The organism is Asaia bogorensis (assembly GCF_900465345.1).
Lineage (GTDB): Bacteria > Pseudomonadota > Alphaproteobacteria > Acetobacterales > Acetobacteraceae > Asaia > Asaia bogorensis_A.
In genome coordinates this window covers 256,680-278,918 of the sequence record NZ_UEGO01000010.1, presented here as the reverse complement: position 1 = coordinate 278,918, position 22,239 = coordinate 256,680, and the positions used below count along the sequence as shown (strand labels likewise).

Annotated in this window: 20 protein-coding genes; 9 read left to right on the top strand and 11 right to left on the bottom strand. The window is 60.5% G+C overall.

Annotated elements, in window-relative coordinates; all coding sequences use genetic code 11:
* Positions 1–36 precede the first annotated feature (36 nt).
* The 6 genes from ED655_RS04945 to ED655_RS04920 all read right to left on the bottom strand — a co-directional run bounded on the left by ED655_RS04945 (position 37) and on the right by ED655_RS04920 (position 7,789).
* Positions 37–2,364 (bottom strand): TonB-dependent receptor, encoded by a 2,328-nt coding sequence (locus tag ED655_RS04945; protein WP_122049197.1) that lies wholly within the window; start codon positions 2,362–2,364, stop codon positions 37–39.
* Positions 2,365–2,829: 465 nt separating this feature from the next.
* Positions 2,830–3,690, bottom strand: a complete 861-nt coding sequence (gene nadC, locus ED655_RS04940) for a carboxylating nicotinate-nucleotide diphosphorylase (RefSeq protein WP_122049196.1) — start codon at positions 3,688–3,690, stop codon at positions 2,830–2,832.
* Positions 3,687–5,261 (bottom strand): L-aspartate oxidase, encoded by a 1,575-nt coding sequence (locus ED655_RS04935; protein WP_122049195.1) that lies wholly within the window; start codon positions 5,259–5,261, stop codon positions 3,687–3,689. The genes nadC and ED655_RS04935 overlap by 4 nt, the downstream gene beginning before the upstream one ends.
* 11 nt (positions 5,262–5,272) lie before the next feature.
* Positions 5,273–6,250, bottom strand: a complete 978-nt coding sequence (gene nadA, locus ED655_RS04930) for a quinolinate synthase NadA (protein WP_408735644.1) — start codon at positions 6,248–6,250, stop codon at positions 5,273–5,275.
* A 151-nt stretch (positions 6,251–6,401) separates the two neighbouring features.
* Entirely contained in the window at positions 6,402–7,310 is a 909-nt protein-coding gene (locus ED655_RS04925; RefSeq protein ID WP_031240959.1) for an NUDIX hydrolase, read from the bottom strand.
* Entirely contained in the window at positions 7,307–7,789 is a 483-nt protein-coding gene (locus tag ED655_RS04920) for an NADH-quinone oxidoreductase subunit B family protein (RefSeq protein ID WP_122049193.1), read from the bottom strand. The genes ED655_RS04925 and ED655_RS04920 overlap by 4 nt, the downstream gene beginning before the upstream one ends.
* Positions 7,790–7,854: 65 nt before the next feature.
* Here ED655_RS04920 and ED655_RS04915 point away from each other — a divergent pair, with 65 nt between their 5' ends.
* From ED655_RS04915 to ED655_RS04900, 4 genes are all read left to right on the top strand, one after another.
* Complete coding sequence (locus ED655_RS04915; protein ID WP_122049192.1) at positions 7,855–8,532, top strand: NUDIX domain-containing protein; 678 nt, start codon at positions 7,855–7,857, stop codon at positions 8,530–8,532.
* 122 nt (positions 8,533–8,654) lie between these two features.
* The gene (locus ED655_RS04910) at positions 8,655–9,461 is read left to right on the top strand and encodes a 3'(2'),5'-bisphosphate nucleotidase CysQ family protein (RefSeq protein WP_122049191.1); all 807 of its coding nucleotides are present in this window, start codon (positions 8,655–8,657) and stop codon (positions 9,459–9,461) included.
* Positions 9,458–10,471, top strand: coding sequence for an L-threonylcarbamoyladenylate synthase (locus ED655_RS04905; RefSeq protein WP_122038827.1), 1,014 nt, complete (start codon positions 9,458–9,460; stop codon positions 10,469–10,471). The genes ED655_RS04910 and ED655_RS04905 overlap by 4 nt, the downstream gene beginning before the upstream one ends.
* Complete coding sequence (locus ED655_RS04900; protein WP_122049190.1) at positions 10,471–11,001, top strand: hypothetical protein; 531 nt, start codon at positions 10,471–10,473, stop codon at positions 10,999–11,001. The genes ED655_RS04905 and ED655_RS04900 overlap by 1 nt, the downstream gene beginning before the upstream one ends.
* Positions 11,002–11,126: 125 nt before the next feature.
* On the opposite strand, the gene ED655_RS16185 is transcribed toward ED655_RS04900, so the two are convergent.
* Both ED655_RS16185 and ED655_RS04895 read right to left on the bottom strand, forming a co-directional pair.
* Positions 11,127–11,324, bottom strand: a complete 198-nt coding sequence (locus ED655_RS16185; RefSeq protein WP_475647872.1) for a DUF7830 domain-containing protein — start codon at positions 11,322–11,324, stop codon at positions 11,127–11,129.
* 265 nt (positions 11,325–11,589) lie between these two features.
* Complete coding sequence (locus ED655_RS04895; protein WP_062164143.1) at positions 11,590–12,114, bottom strand: hypothetical protein; 525 nt, start codon at positions 12,112–12,114, stop codon at positions 11,590–11,592.
* A gap of 456 nt (positions 12,115–12,570) precedes the next feature.
* On the opposite strand from ED655_RS04895, the gene ED655_RS04890 reads away from it, so the two are divergent.
* The 3 genes from ED655_RS04890 to ED655_RS04880 all read left to right on the top strand — a co-directional run bounded on the left by ED655_RS04890 (position 12,571) and on the right by ED655_RS04880 (position 17,746).
* Positions 12,571–13,425: an ABC transporter ATP-binding protein gene (locus tag ED655_RS04890; protein WP_122049189.1), complete on the top strand. Its 855-nt coding sequence runs from the start codon at positions 12,571–12,573 to the stop codon at positions 13,423–13,425.
* The gene (locus tag ED655_RS04885) at positions 13,422–14,804 is read left to right on the top strand and encodes a hypothetical protein (RefSeq protein ID WP_122049188.1); all 1,383 of its coding nucleotides are present in this window, start codon (positions 13,422–13,424) and stop codon (positions 14,802–14,804) included. Before ED655_RS04890 ends, ED655_RS04885 begins: the two co-directional genes overlap by 4 nt.
* A 149-nt stretch (positions 14,805–14,953) precedes the next feature.
* Positions 14,954–17,746 carry a M16 family metallopeptidase gene (locus ED655_RS04880; protein WP_122049187.1) on the top strand — a complete coding sequence of 931 codons (2,793 nt, stop codon included), beginning with the start codon at positions 14,954–14,956 and terminating at the stop codon, positions 17,744–17,746.
* A gap of 144 nt (positions 17,747–17,890) precedes the next feature.
* Here ED655_RS04880 and ED655_RS04875 read toward each other — a convergent pair whose 3' ends face one another.
* The 3 genes from ED655_RS04875 to msrB are packed head-to-tail and all read right to left on the bottom strand — an operon-like array spanning position 17,891 to position 19,193.
* Positions 17,891–18,118 (bottom strand): hypothetical protein, encoded by a 228-nt coding sequence (locus tag ED655_RS04875; protein WP_122049186.1) that lies wholly within the window; start codon positions 18,116–18,118, stop codon positions 17,891–17,893.
* Positions 18,119–18,120: 2 nt separating this feature from the next.
* Positions 18,121–18,762, bottom strand: a complete 642-nt coding sequence (gene upp / locus ED655_RS04870; protein ID WP_023978953.1) for a uracil phosphoribosyltransferase — start codon at positions 18,760–18,762, stop codon at positions 18,121–18,123.
* Between the two features lie 32 nt (positions 18,763–18,794).
* Positions 18,795–19,193: a peptide-methionine (R)-S-oxide reductase MsrB gene (gene msrB / locus ED655_RS04865; protein WP_122049185.1), complete on the bottom strand. Its 399-nt coding sequence runs from the start codon at positions 19,191–19,193 to the stop codon at positions 18,795–18,797.
* Positions 19,194–19,579: 386 nt separating this feature from the next.
* Between msrB and ED655_RS04860 the strand changes: the two genes are divergently transcribed.
* A complete protein-coding gene (locus ED655_RS04860; RefSeq protein WP_122049184.1) occupies positions 19,580–20,518 on the top strand; it encodes a YncE family protein in 939 nt (312 codons plus the stop codon).
* A 181-nt stretch (positions 20,519–20,699) separates the two neighbouring features.
* Entirely contained in the window at positions 20,700–22,238 is a 1,539-nt protein-coding gene (gene gpmI, locus ED655_RS04855) for a 2,3-bisphosphoglycerate-independent phosphoglycerate mutase (RefSeq protein ID WP_122049183.1), read from the top strand.
* Position 22,239 lies beyond the last annotated feature (1 nt).

Sequence of the window (22,239 nt, the reverse complement as noted above, 5' to 3'; positions counted from 1 at the left end):
GGCGTTTTCGATGGTTCTGCCTTGAGCGAGCTCCACTCAGAAGCTGGTGGAGACCGTTCCTGTCATGGTGAAGCGCGCAGCCGTCATGAAGGAATTGCCATAGCCGGTATAGGGCGCGAGGCTGCCACTATAGACCGTGCTCGGATCCTTCGCGCTATAGATCGCACCCATAGCCCCCGTTCGCACAATCGAGCCCGTCACATTGGCGAAGTTCAGCTTGATGGTCGGCGACTGGACGATGCCGATTGGCTTGAAGCGATAGCCCAGTGAAATCGTGTTCGTAACGAAGCCGGGCATGCGTTGATCGCCTGCGACACTGACCGATTGCGGGCCCGTATAATGCAGGCTCGCATTGCCGAAAAACCCGGCATATTTGTAGGTCAGACCGAAATTCGCGAGCACACGCGGCGCCATGATGGCCTGCGTGCCCTTCGAGTTCAGCATGACATTTGTATAGGGGTCGAACACATTGCTGTCCTGAACAGCATGGAGATATTCGACCGAGGCATAGGGGCTGAATCCATGAATCGGGCGGCCCGAGATCATGAAATCGAAACCACGCATATGCTGGTTACCGATCGAGAACGGCTTGAACTGGTTCATGCCCAGATACTGATTCACGATACGGTTGGTGACGTTGTAGTTGAAGAATGACGCATCAACGATGATGTGCTGATCATGATAGCGATAACCCAGCTCTTCCTTGATGGAATACTGGTTCTTCGGGATCGGTACGCTGGTATAGAGCCATCCCAGATCCACGGCGCTCGGCTGACGGTAATCCCCTTCTGCATTCAGGTAGATCTGGCTATGCTCGTCGATGGTATAGCCGACAGAAAGCTGCGGCAAAGGGGCGGTCCGATTGTTGGACATGCGCCCGTACAGATCCTTGTTCCAGGTATTGGACATGACGAATTTGAATCCGGCCTGGATATCAAGCTTGTCATTCAGATATTTGGCATGATCCTCGACAAACAGGCTGTGGATTTCCGTCCCAGCATTTTGCTGATCGCCCGCGTCGATCCGATAGGCTGCCCAGTTGGGGCTGGGGGCAGCACCGTTATCCTGGGTGTAGCTGGTTGGGTAGGATTGCTGGGTGTAGTTGTTTTCGTACCAGTAGCCGACAGACACATGGTTGTGGCGATCCACATCGATACCAAGCTTTGCGGTCGCCCCACGGCGCTCAGTCGCTCCCTGCAGGAAGTAGCTGGTCACGTTGCGGGTGGTACCATCAGCCTGTGTTACCGTGCCACCTGGTGACGCATCCCAGCCCCGTCCAAGGTTATAATAAGGCTGAAGATCGAAGGCGATGCGGCGAGTCAGGACAATATGGATCGGAGCAGAAAGATAGACCTGATTCCAGTAATCGGTATTGTTTTTCCAGTAGTTGATATTGTTCGAATTTGCCGAGCGGCCGTAGCCTTCACCCGTATGCTTGTATTTATAGAATTCCTGCTGGGTCGGATAATTGTCGATCGTGAAGTCTTCCCAGTTCCACGAGACAAAGGCCTTGGCAAACGAGCCATTCTTCCACTGCTTGTTCAGGCCGAAATCAACATGACGACGGTCATTGATACCCGCCCCCATCCAGCTGCGTGTGTGGGTGTTTGAAAACGAGACATAGCCGCGCACGCCGCTATGGCCGATTTCGCCGGTTTCCAACCGGATGAATTCGCGCGACAGATTGTTCGTGCCATAGGAAAAATCGACCAGACCGCCAAACTTCCTGTCAGGCGTATGGGTGGTCTCGTTCATCGTTCCGCTGGCCGCCGACATGACGGGCAACGCGGTCTCGGAACTGCCGGGCGTCAGCGAGACGGATTCGACGTTCTCGGTATCCACATTCTCCGTGATGTATTTGGCGGCCGCAGCGGGCGCGCCATCGACCAGAAGCGCCATGTCGAGATCGGTCAGGCCGCGTGTCTGGATCTGACCGCCCTGCATACCGTAGGGGTCGGGCGTGCTGATGCTGACGCTGGGAAGGTTCTGGATCAGATCGAGCGCCGTGCTCGATGGGTTGCGCATGGAGATATATTCATGATCGACGGTCTGCACATTACGCGGCGCGTGCTCGATGCGCATCATGCCACCACCGCCATTGAGGGCCTGACGTGAAGTCGTGACCGATATCTGCTCCTCGCCCTTGGCCTCGACAGCCTTCTTGCGACCCGCGTGCTGCACAGGTGCCGTTGCTGTCTGGCCAGGCCGGGCCACCGTATGTTTCGGGCTACCATGACGCGCGGTCCCGGCTGAAGCCGGCGCACTGGAGGCCGCATGGGCGAAATTCTGCGACAGACAGGTGGCCGAGGCTAGACAGATTGCCAGCCCGATTTTCAGTTTCGCACGACCAAACACATACGCCATCGAGACCCTCTTCCCAATTTCCGAAAGTTTTCGAGTTTATTACTTGTGAGACATAAAGTTACATCTCACAAGTCCCGCTTGCAGTTTTATATCTTCGTGCACACAAGCAGGTATACAAGTCGAAATCAAGTCGTAATGTGTCGTATATGGAACGTTTCTGTTCGGGTCTGATGCATAGGGGCCACCCGGCCCTGCCTGGAAGCTTGATGAATTTATGCGTTCCAAGGCTTGGCTTGTCTGACCTGCGCCCACTCAGAACGCGCTGAGAAGGCCCTCCCTCCCGGAAGGCCGACGATCTCTCGCCTTCAATCGACCGTGCTGGCATGCGCAGGCCGAACAGACCAGAACGCAAACCGTTCTATGCCGGATAGCGCTCGCTCATGTGCAGCACCGATGAATCACTGGGGTGCGGTCCTGCTTCCCCCCTGCCCGGAATGAGGGTGGAAGCAGGAGAAGGCGAGATCGTTACAGATCGATATCAAGCCCGATATCGAGAGCCTTGACGCTATGGGTCAACCAGCCGAGGGAGAGCACATCCACCCCTGAAGCCGCGATGGCTGGCGCGGTATCAGGCGTGATGCCACCGGAGGCTTCTGTCAGGGCGCGGCCCTTCACCATCTCCACGGCGCGCCGAAGCATGTCGGGACCCATATTGTCGAGCAGATAGACATTTGCCCCGCCCGTCGAGAGGGCCGTTTCGAGCTGATCGAGCGTGTCGACTTCAAGCGCGATCGCCATCAGATGCCCTGCGCGCTGCCTTGCGGATTTGAGCGCCGAAGCCACCCCTCCACACAAGGCGATATGATTATCCTTGATCAGGATCGCATCATCGAGACGATAGCGATGATTACTCCCGCCTCCCGCCTTGACGGCATATTTCTGAATGGCTCTCAGGCCCGGCAGGGTTTTGCGCGTGCAGCATACGCGAGCTTTCGTACCGTGGATGGCGTCCACAACCTGACGCGTTGCGGTTGCGATGCCGCTCAGATGGGAGAGCAGATTGAGCGCTGTGCGCTCTCCCCCCAGGACGACCTCCGCAGGCCCCTCGATCTCAGCAAGGATGTCCCGCGGCGCGATGCGGCATCCATCCTCCTTGAGCGCTGTGAAATTCGCATTCGGGTCAAGCAGGGAAAATGCCAGCCTGACACCTGCCATTCCAGCCATAACGCCTTCATGACGGGCGCGGAATACCGCGCGCAGGCGTTGGCCGGGCCGGACAATGGCCTGTGACGTGGCGTCACCCCCGGTGCCAAAATCCTCGGCCAGACCGGCCCGTATGACAGGTTCCCACAACAGATCGGGCAAGGGAGGAATGAAAATTGTCATGCGTGCACAAAGCTCCTCTGCGCATGGATCATGGGATCCGAACCCACCGCGGCGATATCGCCCGACCCAAGGCCGATTTCGGCAAGGGTAAACTGGTAGCGGCCGGTCTGAGGCGCTTCGTCTCCATCGAGACGCCAGTGGCTTCCACGGCTCTCCTTGCGGCGTAAGGCAGCTTTGGCGATGGCAGCACCAACCAGAGCATGGTCATCGCGCGCGGCAAGCGGGGTGAGAAAGGCCGACAGACCCTCCAGCCCGTCATGATCCCGCAGGATCCCTGCCCCCTTATCCATGCGCGGCCCAAAACTCGCCGCACCAAAGCGCACAGGCTCTGTGGGATTCTGGCAGGAATGGCGCTCGCGCGTGGCATTGTTCACATCCCACGCCACGGCCCGCCCCATCACGAACGCCTCAAGCAGGGAGTTGCTGGCCAGTCTGTTCGCGCCGTGCAACCCGGTGCAGGCGACCTCGCCACAGGCCCATAGCCCCGCGAGGCTTGCCCGGCCATGCAGATCTGTCGCCACACCGCCCATGTGGTAATGAACCGCCGGCCTTACCGGAATGGGCTCACGGTCGGGGTCGATACCGTGCTGGGCACAGATGCGCGCAATACCCGGAAACTGGCGTGAAAAGACCTGCCGCAAACCCGTCGCCTGCCCGGCACCCTGCCGGTTGCCGCGCGCATGAGGCCCATTGTAGCGTGCATCGAGAAACACGCGATGCCCCAGTACCCGATGGCGCGCAATCGCGCGTGATACGCGATCACGGGACTGCAGCTCGTCCGTAAAGCGGTTGCCGGTTTCATCCACGAGCACCGCTCCCGCCCCCCGCACAGCTTCACTGATCAGGGGCGAACGTCCACCCCCTGTCTCGACATCGAGGGCAGTTGGATGAAACTGGACAAATTCCATATCGGCCAGCCGGGCGCCGGCTCGCGCGGCGGCTGCCAGACCCCGGCCCGTATTGCTGGCAGGGCTCGTTGCACCGACATAGAGCGCCCCTGCCCCGCCACAGGCCAGGATACAGTGGTTGGTTGGAATGAACTGACCCGTGTTGAGCCATACGCCACGCACACGTCCGTCGAGCACATGGAGGTGGTCCAGTGTCACCCCATCGAGCACCACAATGCGCTGGGAGGCTTTGACCCGCGCTATCAGCGCCTCCATAATTCCCGCACCACTGCCATCACCACTCACATGCGCAATGCGCGCGCGCGAATGGGCCGCCTCCAGATGCAGGTCCAGATCGCTGCCGCCGGTACGGGTGAACGCTACCCCCCAGTCGAGCAGGGTCGCTATGGCAGAAGGACCCGCCCCGATAATGGCCTCGACGGCACGGGGGTCACACAGCCCGTCACCGGCATCGAGCGTGTCGCGCATATGAAGCGCCACGTCATCATCATGACCGACAGCCGCTGCGAGGCCGCCCTGCGCCAGCATGCTGGCCGCTTCCGTCCCCAGAGGGGACGGGCTGAGCACCACACAGGGCCGATCGAGATGCAGGGCCGCCGAGAGCCCTGCAAGACCCGCACCCGCAATGACGGGCCAGCCTGCGAAACGGGTGAGTGTCATCATGGCTCAGGCCCTCAGACCGCAAGCATCCGCTCGACCGCGCGCCTGGCCTGCGGGAAGAGCGCATCGGGAATGGTCACTTCCTCCTGCATGGTCTCCAGCGCACGACGAATGGCGGGCAGCGTGATGCGTTTCATATGCGGACAAAGATTGCACGGGCGAACGAACTCGACCGCCGGGTTGAGTGCTGCGAGGTTGTCGCTCATGGAACATTCCGTCACCAGCAGCACCTTGGCGGGCTGCTTGACCGCCACAAACTCCATCATCCCCGCCGTCGAGCCTGCATAATCGGCTTCCGCTACAACTTCGGGCGGACACTCCGGATGGGCCAGCACCACGACACCGGGGTGCATACGCCGGTACTGCCTGATCTCGAGGGGCGTGAAACGCTCATGAACCTCGCAATGGCCAGGCCAGGTGAGCATCTCGATGCCGGTCTCGTTCTGGATGTTCTTCGCCAGAAACTCGTCAGGAATCATGATGACACGCGGCACACCAAGGCTCTCGACCACCTTCTTGGCATTGCCCGACGTGCAGCAGATATCGGTCTCTGCCTTAACGGCAACCGAACTGTTCACATAGGTCACGACCGGAACACCGGGATAAGCCGCCTTGAGCGCCCGGACATTGTCAGCCGTGATGGATTCCGCCAGCGAGCAACCCGCCATCGAGTCCGGTATGAGCACCGTCTTCTCCGGGTTCATCAGCTTGGCTGTTTCAGCCATGAAGTGAACGCCGGCCATCACGATCACCTGCTCCTCACAGCGCTGGGCTTCGCGGGCGAGCGCAAGACTGTCCCCGCGGATATCGGAGATGCAGTGGAAGATTTCCGGGGTCTGGTAATTATGCGCGAGAATGACTGCATTGCGTTCGCGCTTCAGCCGCAGGATCGCCCGGATATCATCCTCGAAATTACGCTCCCAGTCCTCCCGCGTCATCAGACGTGAAACGGGTTCGTACAGGGCATCGCCACGATCTCTGACGAGGGTCATCTGATCCATCGGATCCTCTCCGCTTAGTTATGCTCTATATGAGCATAATAGGGACAAAACTGTTGAGACCCATACATTGGGTGCCTCCCTGATGTTTTCAAAGCCACAAAGCCGTGATTGTCAAAAAAGCACGGATGGAGGCCATCGGAGATCACACTGACCGGGCAATCGGTAACTTGGAGCCCATAAGCTGTCGGGCACCGATCACCTCGCGCCTGAAGCGATAGAGCCGCGCGGGGCGTCCCTGGGGCTGGTTTTCCGCCTCGCCCGTTTCTTCCACAAGGTCCTGAGCCAGGATCAGCCGCCTGAAATTCTGCTTGTGCAGCGGCCTTCCCGCAATGGCCTCGACCGTGCGCTGCAACTGCCAGAGCGTGAAGGTCTCGGGCATGAGCTCAAACACCACGGGGCGATAGCGTATCTTGGCCCGCAGACGTGCCAGGGCAGTCGCGAGGATGCGCCGACGGTCTGACGGCATGGCACGGCCGGGTACCACCCAGGCGCCTGGCCTGCGCGATTCCGGCAGAAGATCGGCCTCCCACAGCAGCTCATAGCGGTGCAGAACCAGCTCATCATTCCAGGGCTGCCCTTCAAGCCCGAAGGTCTCGGCGCAGCGCCATTGCCGTGCCGGATCGCGCCCGGCCCAGTTTTGCAGCGCCCGACCGATTTCGCTCTCGATCAGTTCCGCTCCGCTGCCCCGCAAATTCTCCCACGGGAAATACTCGTACAGCCCGCGCCAGCCTTCCTGCGCATCCTCCAGACGGGTCAGCCCCATATAGGAGATACGTATAAGACGCGGCGCGTCTGCGCTTGCCTGCCCTGCATCCGCCGATCCCGCTTCACCGCCCGAAGCCTCAGCAAAGGTATAAAGCTGCTCGATATGGCCGAGGTGACATTGCGTCTGCTGCTCGACCCAGAGGCGCATACCACGCTGCAAGGAGCGATGCGCCGTTTCCAGCGGTCCGGAAGGCAGGTTGCGCCCCTGGTCGAGTGTCAGCACAAGAGGCTGCTCATCCTGCACCGCAAGGAGCACCGCCACCAGTTCGGTCTCGATATTACTCATGCATTCACGATCCGTCCGGTCGTCAGCAGAAGCAGGGCACGCAGGATTTCCGCCGGGCTGGGTGGGCAGCCACGCAGGGCCACATCGCATTGCCGCACACCGGCCAGACCCGCCTCCATGATACCGCCCAGCACGGCGTAATTCACCCCGAACGGCCCCATACCGAGCGCACAATCACCGATCGCCACAATGCCCTTTGGCCCCGGCATGGCCTCCCAGCGTGCCTGAAGCCCGGGCAGCATGGCGCGCGTCACAACGCCGGTGACGAACAAAAGCTCGGCATCATGGGGTGTGTCGACAAAACGGATATCGTGACGGATCAGATCATAAGCCGCGCCCTGGAGGGCCTGTGCCTCGATACGACAGCCATCGCAGCCACCGCCTGCCACGATATGGAGCGTGAGTGGACGCGGCGCGGGTGGCAGGGAATCACGGGGCCGCCATCTATTGGCGTCCAGCAGGGCGCGCAGAAAAATCATGGACAGTTCCGGTCATCTGGTTCGTTGTGAGTAAAACCATAAACCGGCTCAAGGAAAAACCCCGCATGGTTCTGGCCTTTGCGTCTCATATTCCACAAGACTGGCACGACGCCATTGCCAACGCACCCCATGTGCGTCGCTGGATTGAGGGCGTGGAGCGCGAATTCGAGGTTTCCTCCCTCATGATCCGTGATGCCGTGAAGTTCGGCAGCCGGATCGGCTTTGTCTTTGCCGAGGCGCAGGCCCGTCATGAGGGGGTTTCCGTACCCCGCTATGCCTTCCTGCGCGGGGACTCCGTCGGTATTCTTGTCGTGCTGCGTCATCCCGATCACCCGCCGAGAACCGTGCTTACCTGCGAGCCACGCCTCCCTATCGCCACCGCAGAGTCCCTCTCCCTGCCCGCCGGAATGGTCGATGACGGCACAGTACAGAGCACGGCGCTGCGCGAATTTGCCGAAGAGACGGGCATCACACTGGCGCTTGCGGAACAGGACCTGATCTCGCTCGGCACCGTCACGCTTTCACCCGGTGGTTGTGACGAACGTCTCACGCTTTATGCGCTGGAAATCGATCTGGAGCCGTCGGAGCTGGCCAGTCTCGACAATCGCGCAACGGGGCTGGAGAGCGAGCACGAGCATATCAGACTTCGCGTGTTGCCCCTTGCTGCCATACCGACCCTCCCGCAGCAGGACGCCAAGCTTCTGCTTGCCTTCCACCTGTATGGCGCCCGCCCTAACGGCTGACGCACCGACACGCGGGGCGTGCTCAGGCAAAATCCAGGCCGGACAATAGCGACGCGCAAAACAACGCGTCAGCGCCTCTTTTTGCTCATGACGATATCCTGAACTTCGGGTAAGCCGGATCCATGACCCAGACCGAAGCCCTTCCCCCTGATGCTGAAGCCCTGCTTGCCCTCGCCGCTCGCCTGGCCGATGAGGCCGCCACACTTATCAACGAAATTCGCGACCGGGGCTTCGAGACAATCATCAAGGCGGACCAATCGCCGGTAACTGAGGCCGATCAGGCGGCAGAGCGCCATATTCTGGCAGGGCTGCGTGCCGCTCGCCCTGATATACCGGCTGTGGGTGAGGAGGAGATTGCCAATGGCGCCTTTGCGGAGCCGGGCGAGATCTACTGGCTTGTCGACCCACTTGATGGAACGCGCGAATTCGCCGCAGGACGTGACGACTTCACGGTCAATATCGGGCTGATCTATCGCAACCGGGCTGTTCTCGGGGCGATGGCCCTTCCCGCTTATGGGCAACTCTATACCGGTCTTGTGGGGCAAGGTGCATGGCGTCGTGACAGCAAGGGGATGACCTCCATTGCTGCGGTCGTGCCGCCCGAGAACGGGCTGCGTATCCTGGCTTCGCGTCACTACGCCGATGACCCGCGCCTCAAGGAATGGCTTGCCGGACGAAAAATCGGAACGCTAGGCAATATCGGCTCGGCCGCCAAATTCGCGCGTGTCGCAGAGGGTGAAGCCGATTTCTATCCCCGCCTTGGCCCGACCATGGAATGGGACACCGCCGCCCCGCAGGCAATTGTCGAAGCCGCAGGCGGCCATGTGCTCGATGAAAAAGGCGCGCCCCTGCGCTACGGCAAGCCGGGCTGGTTCAATCCGCCCTTTCTCTGCACCGGACGCCACGCCACACAAGGGCAGGACGCATGACAGAAATTCTCAAGGCCGATCCTGACGCCATCCAGCGCGCCGCGACACTTTTGCTTGAGGGCAAGCTCGTGGCTTTCGGGACCGAGACGGTTTACGGCCTGGGCGCGCTGGCCACGTCCAACGCTGCCGTTGCTCATATCTTTGCCGCCAAGAACCGGCCGCGGTTCAACCCGCTCATCAGTCATTTCGCCAGCGCGGAAGCGGCATTCGAGCATGTCGAGGCCAATGACATGGCCCGCCGTCTGGCCGAGATCTTCTGGCCGGGCCCCCTCACCATGATCCTGCCGCGCAAGAGCGGCTCAACCATCTGCGATCTGGCGACGGCCGGTCTGCCAACCATCGCGGTGCGCGTTCCGCGCGGCAAGACCGCTCTGGCACTGCTTCAGGCTGTCGGCCAGCCGGTGGCAGCCCCTTCGGCCAACCCGTCGGGGCGTGTCAGCCCTTCCGATGCCTTTCATGTGCTGCGCAACATGCATGGTCGTATCGACGCCATTCTCGATTCCGGCCCCTGCTCGGTCGGGCTCGAAAGCACCGTCATCGACCTCTCTCGCGAGGTGCCTTTCCTGCTGCGTCCGGGCGGCATCACGCTGGAACAGCTCGAAGCCGTATGCGGCACGATCCGCAATCCGGACGATTACGCTACCAAGCTTCCCTCCTCCCCCGGCATGCTTGCCTCGCATTATGCGCCCGGCCTTCCGGTCCGTCTGAGCGCCGAAAGCGTGGATGAGCATGAGGCGCTTCTCGCCTTCGGCCCGGCCCTGAGCGGCGCGGGGCTGGTTTACAACCTCAGCGAGCGCAGCGACCTTGAGGAGGCTGCTTCGCGCCTCTTTGCCGGGTTGCGCTTTCTGGATGGCGAGGGACAAAGGCGTGGCCTCAAGACCATCGCCGCCATGCCTGTGCCCCGCCAGGGCCTTGGCCTCGCCATCATGGACCGGTTGCGCCGCGCTGCCAGCCCACGGCCGACAGCGTCGGGTGATGACGATGATGATCTGGAGAGCATGATCGGCTGATGTCCGGCTCGTTCGACCCCAAGGAACTCAAGGTTCTCTCGGATATCCTCGCTCTGGTTCTTGAAGAACAGGAAGGGCAGTCCATCGCCGCGCTCAATGCGCTGCGCTCGCGTGCGCGCAAGAGTGGCACGACAGGCGGTGCCCTCAAGAACCTCTTTGTCGCCATTGCGCCCAACCCGCCACCACGCGCCAAGCCCAGGCCACGAACCACCAAGGCAGAGAGCGGCCCTGACGTACTGGCGGCCAGACAGCAGATTGTGACACTCACCAACAATCTGCGTCAGATGGACCTTGAGTTGCGCAATTCACGTGCCCGTCTCGAATCCGTGCGGTCAGAGCTGTATCAGACCCAGCAATCTCGCGCTGAAATCCAGTCCAAGCTATTGGCACGCGATGCGCGCAAGCCTTTCTCCAGTACCCTGATCTGGTGCGGCTTTGCGGTCGGCATTCTTATCGGCATTGCCGGAACGCAGTTCATCCATTCCATAGTCGATGTCCCACGTGTCGATCGCTCGGTCTTCCTGCGCTAGGCTCTACAAGCGGCAGGATCGAAAGCGAAACAGCCCAGCGCTGCGAGATGTCTCAGGCCATTGCGCGTATAGACGCAACGCCCCTCACCAGATTTATGCACGATAAGGCGCGTCGGCCTCAGCCTTCAGCGGGGCACATGCGAGAGGGAACATTTCTCCACTCGCGTCTTGTGCTCGAAATGCCCCTCCTGATCGGCATCCTTGTGAATTCTTGCCGGCGTTCCACATTCCGGGCAGGCATAGATATAGCCCTTTTTCCCGGTCCTCTCTCGATAAGCGATGGTATCCGCAGCGCTTATCGGCTTCCCGTCTAGCTTGGCCATTTTTATTATTCGGATCTCCAGACTTATGAATGGAGAAACTCTACCTTATACTGAGGCATCTTTTCATAGCGAGTGAGATCAACATTTTTTTGTCGTGATTTACCTGAACAGTTCATCCGCTCAGTTTTCGCCGACTGCATACTGATCGCAACGCATCCAAGCATCACTCTCGATTGCGGCAAAATCCCAGGATCCAGTACATCAAATGCGGTGCGTCAGTGACTTAACCGCACTGTGCGGACGTGAATTCGCTCAGTCCTGCCCCCTAATCCTGCACACCGCCCATGATGGGGGTCAGATGGGCGCGGCTCTTGCTCGTGCGGCGTGCCGGAGGGCGTGGCTGGCAGGAGACGAAATAGAGCCCGATCACGAAAATTAGGTTGGTAATGTTGATGAACAGATCGACCAGCATGATCAGGCCGCTGCCCGACACGCCATTCCACAGGGATACCCCCAGCCAGACGATACCGAGCGGCCTCATGCCCAGCAGGAAGCTGCGCAGCGGGTTGGCCTGACCAGCACGTACCAGCGGGCGCATGCGCTGGATCGCCATGTAGAAGCAGACGAACAGCACCCAGTTGAGGATGTTGAACATCGACCCGCTGAGTGATGTGGCACCCGTGAAGATCAGAATGGCAATGGCTGCCAGAAAGAACAGGATCGCACCAAGCTGAAGGCTCATCCCCAGTTCGGCAGCAGAAAGCCGTTCGGGCAACCTGTCGGATACAGGCTGGAAGATCTTATCGAGCAGCCAGAGATCGGCCTGATTGACGCGTTCGACAAAGGACATGACGCTGACTTACCGCGCCGCTCCGGCGGACGCATCTGTTTTCTTCGCCTCACCGTGCAAGGTTACGACTACAGGGTGAAGTGCGCCCTCTCACGCTGCAAACAGCGCTCCGTGTCGCAGCCTGAAACAACCCCAACCGTAAAGCAGACCCGGGCAGACACAGGCTCACTCTGGCGCGCGTCATGATCACAATCGAGTAGAATACGCTCATTCGTCCGGTACAGATCATCAGCCATATGGCAAGTTCAGGGCGTGGTTCGCCTGGACATAAGTGGCCGGGAGATGAGCCTCTGCCCGAAAGCCAAAAGGCCCAACTCCTGCTCGATGTTCAGCCCGTGCACAGGAGGCGTGATTTCCAACAAACCGGCTCAACCGACTCCATTTATCGGTTTTCTAACGGAACAATATGGAACAAGATCGCAGTCAATCGACGCTATACAGGGTGGCCGGATCGTCATGTTTCCAGTTGTGATAGAGAGTCTTTCCAAAAGCTACGGCGCAAGGCGCGTGCTGGATCAGGTCTCTCTCAATCTGGAACAAGGCAGTATTACGGCTCTGCTTGGCCCCAACGGCGCAGGCAAGACCACCCTGATTGGCTGCCTGCTTGGCTTGCTGCAACCGGATTCCGGATCGATCAGGGTCTGGGGCCATTCAGCGGATGCGCTTACCCCATCACTCCGTGAGCGGATTGGCTTCGTTCCGCAGACAATGACCGGCCTCACTTGGTTTCGCGTTCAGGAATTGCTCGACTATCTGGCGGCCTTCCATAACAGCCAACCACGAGCAGACGCAGGCAGTACAACGCAGCCATGCGAGGATAAAAGCTGGTCGCAATGGGCCAGTCTTGATCCGAAATCGCGTATCTCGGCTCTCTCAGGGGGCGAAAGACAGCGTCTGGCCATCGTGCTGGCCTTGCGCTTTTCACCCGATCTTATTGTGCTGGATGAACCCGTTGCCAGCCTCGATCCCCTCGCCCGCCACGATTTCATCGCCCTGCTGGCAGAAACCGTGAAGCAGCGCGGCGCAACAGTGCTGCTCTCTTCGCATATCATCTCCGATCTGGAGCGGATCTGCGATCGCTTTGTGACGCTCAACAAGGGCCAGATCATCAGTACGGTCGATTCCTGCCAATTCAACAGCCATATCCGCCATCTCGCCCAATGGCCCGACGCGCATCACGGACTTCGCGTTCTTGTCGATCTTCCTGACGGAAGTGTCTGGGTTGAAGGCTGGACACCCGCCCATGAAGCTCTTGGCCTGCCAACGCTACCCGGCGATCTGGAAGCCTTCTTTCTGGCAATGACGCGATGAGGGATACCCTGCGCGCCATGAGGCTCTACGCCTCACCGATTTTCCTGCGCGAAAATCCCATGGTTCTGCTCGGACTGCTTTATGCCGTCATATGCTATAGTATAGCGGTCTGGCTCCGTCTGGCGCCACCGCATGTCGATGGCCTGCCGGTGCTGGTCAACCTTGTCATGTCCGCATGGTGGGTCTTGCTGCTGAGTGCGTTCAGTTCCGTCAACACCCATTACTGGCGCCAGATACGCTCACCCGTCACGTTCATGCTGCCTCGCCTGCAACACGGTGAGTATTGCGCCGTCCACGCAATTATCGCCATCGCCTTCACCGTTCTCTGCGCCCCGCCCCTTTTGATGGGGGCCCAACTCCTCAACACGCTTTCCGTCGAGGCATTGGCTCTGGCCCTGTGGTCGGGCGCGGATCAGACAGGCCCCAAAGCGATGCGGCGCGCCACGCGCATCATGCGGCGTATTGTCTCGCGTATCGGGTTCATTCTGCTGCTGGTCCCAAAAATCCAGCTTCTGATCTTTACTGCCCCCTGGCCCGTAGCGCTCGGGTTGCTCCTGGCTGGTCTGGGCATTGCCCTGTACGAATACCGGTTTCGCGATTACCGCCTGGACCCACTGCCGGAAACCGGCTTGGTCGGTAGGGATCATTTCCCAAGGCTGCTGCAGCCTGTCATTTCCTGCCTCATGTGGCGGCCAGGCTTTCTGCCACATATCCCGCTGCAGGACCAGTTCCTGACAACACGACCTGTGATCGTCGCCCTCGTCCAGATTGGCGGCACCCTGATTTTCGCTGCGCTGAGCGCCATTATGCTTTTGGTCATGGACGGTCATCTTCCGACAATTGATGCGTTCCGCCACAGCCTACCCGGCTATGCCCGACAGGCCACGCTCCTCGTGGCCCTTGGTCTTTGCCAGAAATTCCAGAAGCGCACGGACTGGCCCTTTCTCGTTGCGCTTTGCCCCTTTGGCGACAAGGCAGCCTTTACCCGCAAGCTGCTTCAGCTTCACCTCATGACGGCCGTCTTTGCCGGAGGCGTGTCCGGCCTGTGGCTTGGGCTGGTGAGCTGGTATGGCAAAAACCTTCCCCTCTTCCATTCCCTGATATGGGGGCTTGCCGCGGGTATTCTTCTGGTTGGGACCGTATGCGTGCCATGTCTTGGCCTGCTCTCCGCCCGCCTTAACCGGCCTGCCGTCAATATGGTTCTCACGATCAGCGGCGTTGTCATCGTGCTTCAGGCCTGCACAGCTTTAATGATCGAGAGTGCTTTCTGGTGGCGTGGGTTGCTGCCCCTGGGCGCCATCGTTGTCGTGGCCCTGCTCTACATCATAACGCCGCATGCGCTGGCTCGGCAGGACTGGCCACTGGAACCGCCGCGCTGACCAGGCGGCCCGCCAGACGCCCATCACTGGGCGGCACCACACAGGCACACGGCATGGACAGATCATGCCAAGCTGTTACGCTGCGTCCGTTACATAGTGTCATTCCATGTCGATCCGCCTGACTGAACGAGACCCCAAGGGAGTTATGAATGTCCGTGCTGCCCCCATTGCGTAAGGCGCTACTGGCGTCCAGCCTGCTTGTTGCCCCGACGCTGTCTGTCGCGGTTTCAGCACCCTCGATGGCTGCCGAAGCGACGGTCCAGCAGGGCGCTGCTACCGGCGCCTCCCCGAGCGGGACATCTGCGAGCCGCACCGAGGGGACACCAACCTCGCATGGCGCGACGGCAATGGATAGCGCAGTGCGTGAGACCCTCTCCAACGGTCTGCGGGTTGTCATCGTGCCCGACCGTCTGGCCCCTGTCGTTCAGACACAGGTGATCTACCTCGCGGGCTCCGCTTCTGCCCCGGCAGGCTTTCCCGGTACCGCTCATGCGCTCGAGCACATGATGTTCAACGGGTCGAAAGGGCTGAGCCGTGACCAGCTTTCGACGGTCAGCGCCCGTATCGGCAATGTGAGCAACGCCTTCACCACCGAGGATACAACCCAGTATTATTTTCAGGCCCCGTCTCATTATCTGGATGTGCTGCTCAGGATCGAAGCCGATCGTATGCGCAACGTCCTGCTGAGCGACGCTGACTGGTCGCATGAGCGCGGTGCCATCGAGCAGGAAGTCGCGCGTGATGTGTCGATGCCGTTCGAGCGCTTTACCATCCAGCAAAACCTCGCCCTTTTCGCAGGCACACCCTACGAGCATGACGCCCTTGGCACACGCGAGTCTTTCGACAAGACCGATGCCAAACTGCTGCGCGGCTTCTATGACAGCTGGTACCAGCCGAATAACGCCATCCTGCTGATCGTGGGGGATGTCGATCCCAAGACCACGCTCGAGAAGGTAAAAGCACAGTTCGGTGCCATTCCAGCGGGCAAGCTGCCAGCACGCCCGGTCATCACCCCGGCCCCGGTCAAGCCCCGCACTATCACGCTCGATAGCGATTATGCCACGGGCATATTGAGCATCGGTTTTCGTATGCCCGGTGCCGGCAGCCCCGATGCGGCAACGGCACAGATCCTGGCCGATGTGCTTGGCAGCCAGCGTGGGGCGCTTTTTGCGCTTGTGCCACAGGGCAAGGCGCTGGCTACCGAGTTTTCCTATAATGCCCGCAAGCAGGCAGGGGTTGGCAATGCGCTTGCCGCTTTCCCCAAGGGGCAGAACCCCGAGGCCCTTCTGGGCGAAATACGCTCGATCCTCTCAACCCTGCGCAGCAAGGGTGTGCCTGCCGAACTCGTCGAGGCCGCCAAGCGCAAGGAAATCGCAGCGCTCGAATACAACGCCAACAGCGTAACCGATCTGACCCAGAGCTGGGCCAGTGCCCTCGCCTATAATGGCCTGGAATCCCCTGCCGAGCTGGTCAAAGCCTATAACGCCGTCACACCCCAGATGGTGAATGCGCTTGCGGCAACCATCCTCGACCCAGACCATGCGGTGACCGGTATCCTGACGCCGTCTGGAGGGAAATCGCCCAATATCAGCAGCAACAAGGGACCCGAATCCCTCCTGCCGCCGCCGGGCAAGAACATTGCCCTGCCCGACTGGGCCGCGACAGCACTGGCCGATCTGCCAGCCCCCAAGCCGCTTGCCCAGCCGACACGATACACGCTCAGCAATGGCATCACCCTGCTGGTCCAGCCCGAGCATGTCAGCCATACCATCGTGCTCTATGGCAGCATCCGCCATAACAACGACCTGCAACAGCCCAAGGGCAAGGACGGTGTGGCCGGTCTGACGGGCGATCTGTTCCTTTATGGCAGCAAGACCCATGATCGCCTTGCCATGGCAGCAGCGCTGGATGATCTAGCCTCCGATGCCGATGGGGGCACCTCCTTCTCTCTCAGCACGCTCACACCCAATTTCGAGAAGACGCTGTCCCTTCTTGCCGAGATGGAGCTCCATCCGGCTTTCCCGGCGCAGGCCTTTGCCATTCTCAAGCAGCAGGCGGTGGCGTCGCAGGCCGGGGTGATGCAGTCGCCCGGCTATCGCTTCCAGCGCGCCCTGACCAGAGCCCTTGCACCGGCAAACGATCCATCACTGCGTGAAACCACCCCACAGACGCTGTCCTCCATCACGCTTGCCGACGTCCAGAATTTCTACAAGGCAGCCTATCGTCCCGATCTGACGAGTATCTTCGTCATCGGTGACATCACCCCCGAAAAGGCGCGCGATGCGGTCGAGAAGGCCTTTGCAGGATGGAAGGCAACCGGCCCGAAACCTGCCGTCGACCTGCCGGACCGCCCGCTGAACAAGCCGTCTCAGGCTGTCATTGACGATCCGGGCCGTGTTCAGGATTCTGTCTATCTCGCCCAGACCGTTCCCGGCGGCATCCATAACCCGGACCGCTATGCGCTTGAGGTCGGCAACGAGATTCTCGGCTCCGGCTTCTCCTCACGTCTCATGCAGGATCTGCGCGTGCGCACCGGTATGGTCTATACAACCGGGAGCGATTTCGGCTGGTCGGTCAATCGCGGCGCTTTCGTGATCACCTACGGTTCCGATCCCGACAAGACCCTCAGGGCACGCGATGCTGCCCTGCGTAACGTCCGCGATATGCAGACCCATCCCGTAAACGATGATGAGTTGCTGAACGCCAAGGCCTCGATCCTGCGGGCCATTCCGATGGAACGGGCCAGCTTCGGGGGCATTGCCGGGCAGTATCTCTCACTGATCGGTCTCGATCTGTCGCTGGACGAGCCCGATAAGCGCGCTCAGGCCGTTTATGACATGAAGTCCGCTCAGGTTCAGGATGCCTTCCATCACTGGGCGAGACCGCAGGATATGGTGCAGATAATCCGCGGCCCCGCACCGCTCAAGAGCACGGGGAAATAACATCCTGTGTCCCTTGCCCTCTTCCCCTGCTCATCACCGGTGGGAGAGGACCATCACGTTCGCTCTACCTGTGTACGGCGGGGCGGAAGACAAAAAAACCTGCCCGGATCGGGCAGGTTCAGGAACTCTCCATTAAAGGTGCTGTCAAAAGCCTTCGGGCGCCTCATCTGACGCTTCGGCAATTGCTTCGGCTTCTTCCTGAAGATAGGTCTCCAGATCACCATTGGCCGCGTCGTTCAGATCACGCGGGCTGATGCCGCTTTTTTCCGCAGCGGCGAGACAGGCCGCGACAGCCTGCGAGGGCTCACCCCAGCTCTGGTGGTGGGCTTCGATCCAGCTATCGAGCCATTCATCGATATCTTCGCCCGTCATGCTCAGCGTGTCCCGAAAAGACGATCGCCTGCATCACCGAGCCCCGGGCGGATATACCCTTTTTCATCCAGCCCACGATCGACGGCACATGTCACGATACGCACATCGGGGTGGCGTTCATTCAGGCAGATCACCCCCTCGGGTGCAGCCAGAAGGCAGACGAAGATGATCTTGCGCACGCCGCTCGCCTTGATGCGATCAATGGCCGCTGCGGCGCTATGGCCCGTCGCCAGCATCGGATCGACCACGATACATTCGCGGTCGGCCACGTCCTCGGGCAGCTTCATGTAATATTCAACGGCTTCGAGCGTGTCGTGGTCGCGATAAAGCCCGACATGGCCAACGCGGGCTGCCGGGATCAGGTCCAGCATCCCGTCAAGGATGCCATTGCCTGCACGCAGGATGGACACGAAGCAAAGCTTCTTGCCGGAAAGCTGACGGCCTTCCATGCGCTCCAGGGGCGTCTCGATCTCGACCGGTTCGGTGCTGAGGTCGCGCGTCGCCTCGTAGCACATCAGAAGGCTGAGCTCGCGCGTCAGCCGCCTGAAGCCTGCAGTCGAGGTCGACGCCTGACGCAGGCGCGTCAGCTTGTGTTGAACGAGCGGGTGGTCAAGCACGACCAGGGAGGAAGGAAGGGCAGTCATGAGGCGTTCCTTAGCGTGAATTCGTTGCGCTGTCAGCTTGGTTCAAAGCGCAACGCCACACCATTCATGCAAAAACGCAGCCCTGTCGGCTTTGGCCCGTCTGGAAACACGTGGCCAAGATGCCCCTTGCACTTGGCGCAATGTACCTCGATGCGTGTCATGCCATGGGTCTTGTCGACCGTCGTTTCAGTCATGCCATCGCGGGGTTTGAAAAAGGACGGCCACCCGCTGCCGCTCTCATATTTGGTATCTGAATCGAACAGCGCCTCGCCGCAGCCTGCACAGTAATAGACACCCTCACGCTTCTCATCATTCAGCGGGCTTGAGCCGGGGCGTTCAGTGCCATGCTCACGCAAGACGCGATGTTGTTCGGCGGTCAGGGGCAGGCCACAGCTGGGCATTGCGCTGCTTTCTCGGGTGTCGTCGGTCATGGGGACGCTTCCTTTGCAAATCATCGGCCATGCGGGAGAAATCCCGCTCGGGCCCACAGGATATGGCGTCTCAACGCGCCGCTTCCAGGGTGTTTCATCCAACCGCACTGCCAGTTGCCTCAGACCGCCCTCCCGGCTTGAGGCTGCAGGGCGAGTGCGCTGAAGGATACGCGGTATCATCCGCCTGCGGGCCATAATGCCGCCTTATAACTATCCCCACACGGAACACTTTCCGGACCACAGCCGAAGGTCTTCGCAAAGTTATCCATGCCTGCCCTCGCTCCATTGGCTTAAGAGCGGGGGACGCAAGCCGTGATCGCGCAAACGCGTCTTGGCGGGCGCTGCGTGCAGGGTTTTTATGGTGCCATCAGCAAGGAGCAGGCATCATGAGCCGCAACAATCCGCACTCTCTCACAGGCAACGCCGAGGAAACAGGGGCCGCCCCGCTCGATGCCTATGACGTGCTCTACACGCTGGAAACCGATCCGCCCCAGATCACGGCGCTTCTCACGGAGACGGGTGTTGTCGTCTCACGGTGCGATGCGCGATGGGGTACGCCCGACGGCATCTGGCTCGACCGGACACATATCTACTGGACCAATATGGGCGCCGATTACAATGTCGCCGATGGCACCATAGAACGCGCCCGTCATGATGGCAGCGCTCATGAAGTCCTGGTTGGACACGGGCTTGTCGTCACCCCCAAACAGCTTGCGGCGGACCCGCAGGCGGGCTGGCTTTACTGGTGCGATCGCGAGGGCATGCGCATCATGCGCAGCCGTTTCGATGGCGCCGATTTGCAGGTTCTGCTCCAGAACGGCACCTACCCCAGAGACACACGCGATATCACACGCCATTGCGTGGGCATTACGCTCGACCCTGAGCGCCAACACCTCTACTGGACCCAGAAGGGGCCACCCAAGGGAGGCAAGGGCCGCATATTCCGCATGGCGCTCGCCCTGCCCGAAGGGGCCGATCCTGCTTCACGTGACGATGTGACCCTTCTGGCCGATCACCTGCCTGAACCTATCGACCTGCATTTCTGCCCGGCTTCGAACTGTCTCTACTGGACGGATCGTGGCGCGCCGCCAGACGGGAACAGTCTCAACGTGGCCGAGGTGACTGCCGATGGCCTGTGCAATCACAGGGTCATTTTCCGTGGGCTGGATGAAGGGATTGGACTGGCCATCGACCCACAGGAGAAAACAGCTTTTGTCAGTGATCTGGGCGGGAACATACGTCGTATTGACATCGCGAGCGGTGAGGCAGTGATCCTGCGCCATCAGTCCTCCACAACCGGTGTCTTTCTGGTTCCCCGGCGCTGACGGGGCGCGCCTCATGACGAGCCACCCTGGCCTGATGCTTCAGCATGCGAATACCGACAGGGTGGCCACCATTCGCTACTCACAGCATTCTTAGCCAGAAAATGGCGTGAACCCGCCGGGGGAGAGTTCGCAGAGCACACAAAATGCGGCATCATGGGCGCAAAATTGCAGGAGACTACTCATGTCCGCATCCCCTTCCAGCGTGCCGCGCCCGGTCATGCTCGTCATTCTCGACGGTTTTGGCGATAGCGCCACCCGCGAGGACAATGCCGTAGCTCTGGCCAATACGCCGAATTTCGACCGTCTCTGGGCAGGCTCCCCTCATGCCTATCTGAAGGCGTGCGGCGAGGATGTCGGCCTGCCGGAAGGGCAGATGGGCAATTCGGAAGTCGGTCACCTCAATATCGGTGCTGGTCGCGTCGTCATGCAGAACCTGCCACGCATCAGCCGCGCCGCGCGCGATGGGTCGCTGGCCAGCAACCCGGCCCTGTGTGCCTTGATCGACGCGCTCAAGGTTAGCAAAGGCACCTGCCATCTGATGGGGCTGGTTTCCACGGGCGGCGTCCATGCCCATATGGACCACGTCATTGCGCTCGCCCAGATCGTGGCACAGGCCGGTATTCCCGTGGCCGTGCATGTGTTCTCCGATGGGCGCGACACTGCACCCGATTCCGGCGACGGATTCATCCGCACTCTCGCTGCCGCCCTCCCGGCTGGCGCAAGCATCGCCACGGTCAGCGGCCGTTATTACGCCATGGACCGCGACAATCGCTGGGAACGCGTCAGCCGCGTCTATGATGCGATCGTCTCCGCAACCGGCAATCACGCAGATGACGCATTAAGCGTTCTGCCCGCCAGCCAGGCCCAGGGCGTGACAGACGAGTTCGTCGAGCCGACCGTGATCGGGTCCTACGCTGGCATGAAGGATGGCGATGGCATCCTGTCCGCAAATTTCCGTGCCGACCGCATCCGCGAATTGCTCGATGCGATGGTTTTCCCCGATTTCGATGGCTTTGCGCGCACGAAAACCATCAAATTTGCCGCTGTATGCGGCATGACCGCCTATAGCTCGGCTCTGGCACCGTTCATGAGCGTCATGTTCCCCAAGGAATCGATGGAGCACCTGCTGGGCGATGTCGTTTCACAGGCTGGACGCACACAGCTGCGCATGGCCGAGACCGAGAAATATCCGCACGTCACCTACTTCCTCAATGGCGGTCGCGAGGCTGTTCTGCCCGGTGAAGAGCGTATTCTGGTCCCCTCACCCAAAGTGGCCACCTATGACCTGCAACCGGAAATGTCTGCCCCGGAACTGACTGACAAGGCCGTGGCTGCCATCGAAAGCGGCAAATTCGACCTTATCGTTCTGAACTTCGCCAATCCCGACATGGTGGGCCATACCGGCGTGCTGGCAGCCGCCATCAAGGCGTGCGAAACCGTGGATACCGGGCTCGGCCGTATTGTCGATGCCATCGACAAGATGGGCGGCGCGCTGATCGTCACAGCCGATCACGGCAATTGCGAGACCATGCGCGACCCGGTTACCGGTGGCGCTCATACGGCCCACACCCTCAACCGGGTGCCGGTACTGCTGCACGGTGCGAAGGGTGTCACCGCCATCCATGACGGACGTCTGGCTGATCTGGCTCCCACGCTGCTCACCCTGATGAACCTGACCAAGCCTGCCGAGATGACCGGCAAGTGCCTGATCAACGGCTGAA

Coding starts and splice junctions, on each gene's coding strand:
- ED655_RS04910 (WP_122049191.1), top strand. CDS start 8,655: ATGACCCAGACCGAAGCCCTTCCCCCTGATGCTGAAGCCCTGCTTGCC.
- nadC (WP_122049196.1), bottom strand. CDS start 3,690: ATGACAATTTTCATTCCTCCCTTGCCCGATCTGTTGTGGGAACCTGTC.
- ED655_RS04905 (WP_122038827.1), top strand. CDS start 9,458: ATGACAGAAATTCTCAAGGCCGATCCTGACGCCATCCAGCGCGCCGCG.
- ED655_RS04925 (WP_031240959.1), bottom strand. CDS start 7,310: ATGAGTAATATCGAGACCGAACTGGTGGCGGTGCTCCTTGCGGTGCAG.
- ED655_RS04875 (WP_122049186.1), bottom strand. CDS start 18,118: ATGACGGGCGAAGATATCGATGAATGGCTCGATAGCTGGATCGAAGCC.
- upp (WP_023978953.1), bottom strand. CDS start 18,762: ATGACTGCCCTTCCTTCCTCCCTGGTCGTGCTTGACCACCCGCTCGTT.
- ED655_RS16185 (WP_475647872.1), bottom strand. CDS start 11,324: ATGGCCAAGCTAGACGGGAAGCCGATAAGCGCTGCGGATACCATCGCT.
- nadA (WP_408735644.1), bottom strand. CDS start 6,250: ATGACCCTCGTCAGAGATCGTGGCGATGCCCTGTACGAACCCGTTTCA.
- ED655_RS04915 (WP_122049192.1), top strand. CDS start 7,855: ATGGTTCTGGCCTTTGCGTCTCATATTCCACAAGACTGGCACGACGCC.
- gpmI (WP_122049183.1), top strand. CDS start 20,700: ATGTCCGCATCCCCTTCCAGCGTGCCGCGCCCGGTCATGCTCGTCATT.
- ED655_RS04860 (WP_122049184.1), top strand. CDS start 19,580: ATGAGCCGCAACAATCCGCACTCTCTCACAGGCAACGCCGAGGAAACA.
- ED655_RS04880 (WP_122049187.1), top strand. CDS start 14,954: ATGTCCGTGCTGCCCCCATTGCGTAAGGCGCTACTGGCGTCCAGCCTG.
- ED655_RS04900 (WP_122049190.1), top strand. CDS start 10,471: ATGTCCGGCTCGTTCGACCCCAAGGAACTCAAGGTTCTCTCGGATATC.
- ED655_RS04890 (WP_122049189.1), top strand. CDS start 12,571: ATGTTTCCAGTTGTGATAGAGAGTCTTTCCAAAAGCTACGGCGCAAGG.
- ED655_RS04935 (WP_122049195.1), bottom strand. CDS start 5,261: ATGATGACACTCACCCGTTTCGCAGGCTGGCCCGTCATTGCGGGTGCG.
- ED655_RS04920 (WP_122049193.1), bottom strand. CDS start 7,789: ATGATTTTTCTGCGCGCCCTGCTGGACGCCAATAGATGGCGGCCCCGT.
- ED655_RS04895 (WP_062164143.1), bottom strand. CDS start 12,114: ATGTCCTTTGTCGAACGCGTCAATCAGGCCGATCTCTGGCTGCTCGAT.
- msrB (WP_122049185.1), bottom strand. CDS start 19,193: ATGACCGACGACACCCGAGAAAGCAGCGCAATGCCCAGCTGTGGCCTG.
- ED655_RS04885 (WP_122049188.1), top strand. CDS start 13,422: ATGAGGGATACCCTGCGCGCCATGAGGCTCTACGCCTCACCGATTTTC.
- ED655_RS04945 (WP_122049197.1), bottom strand. CDS start 2,364: ATGGCGTATGTGTTTGGTCGTGCGAAACTGAAAATCGGGCTGGCAATC.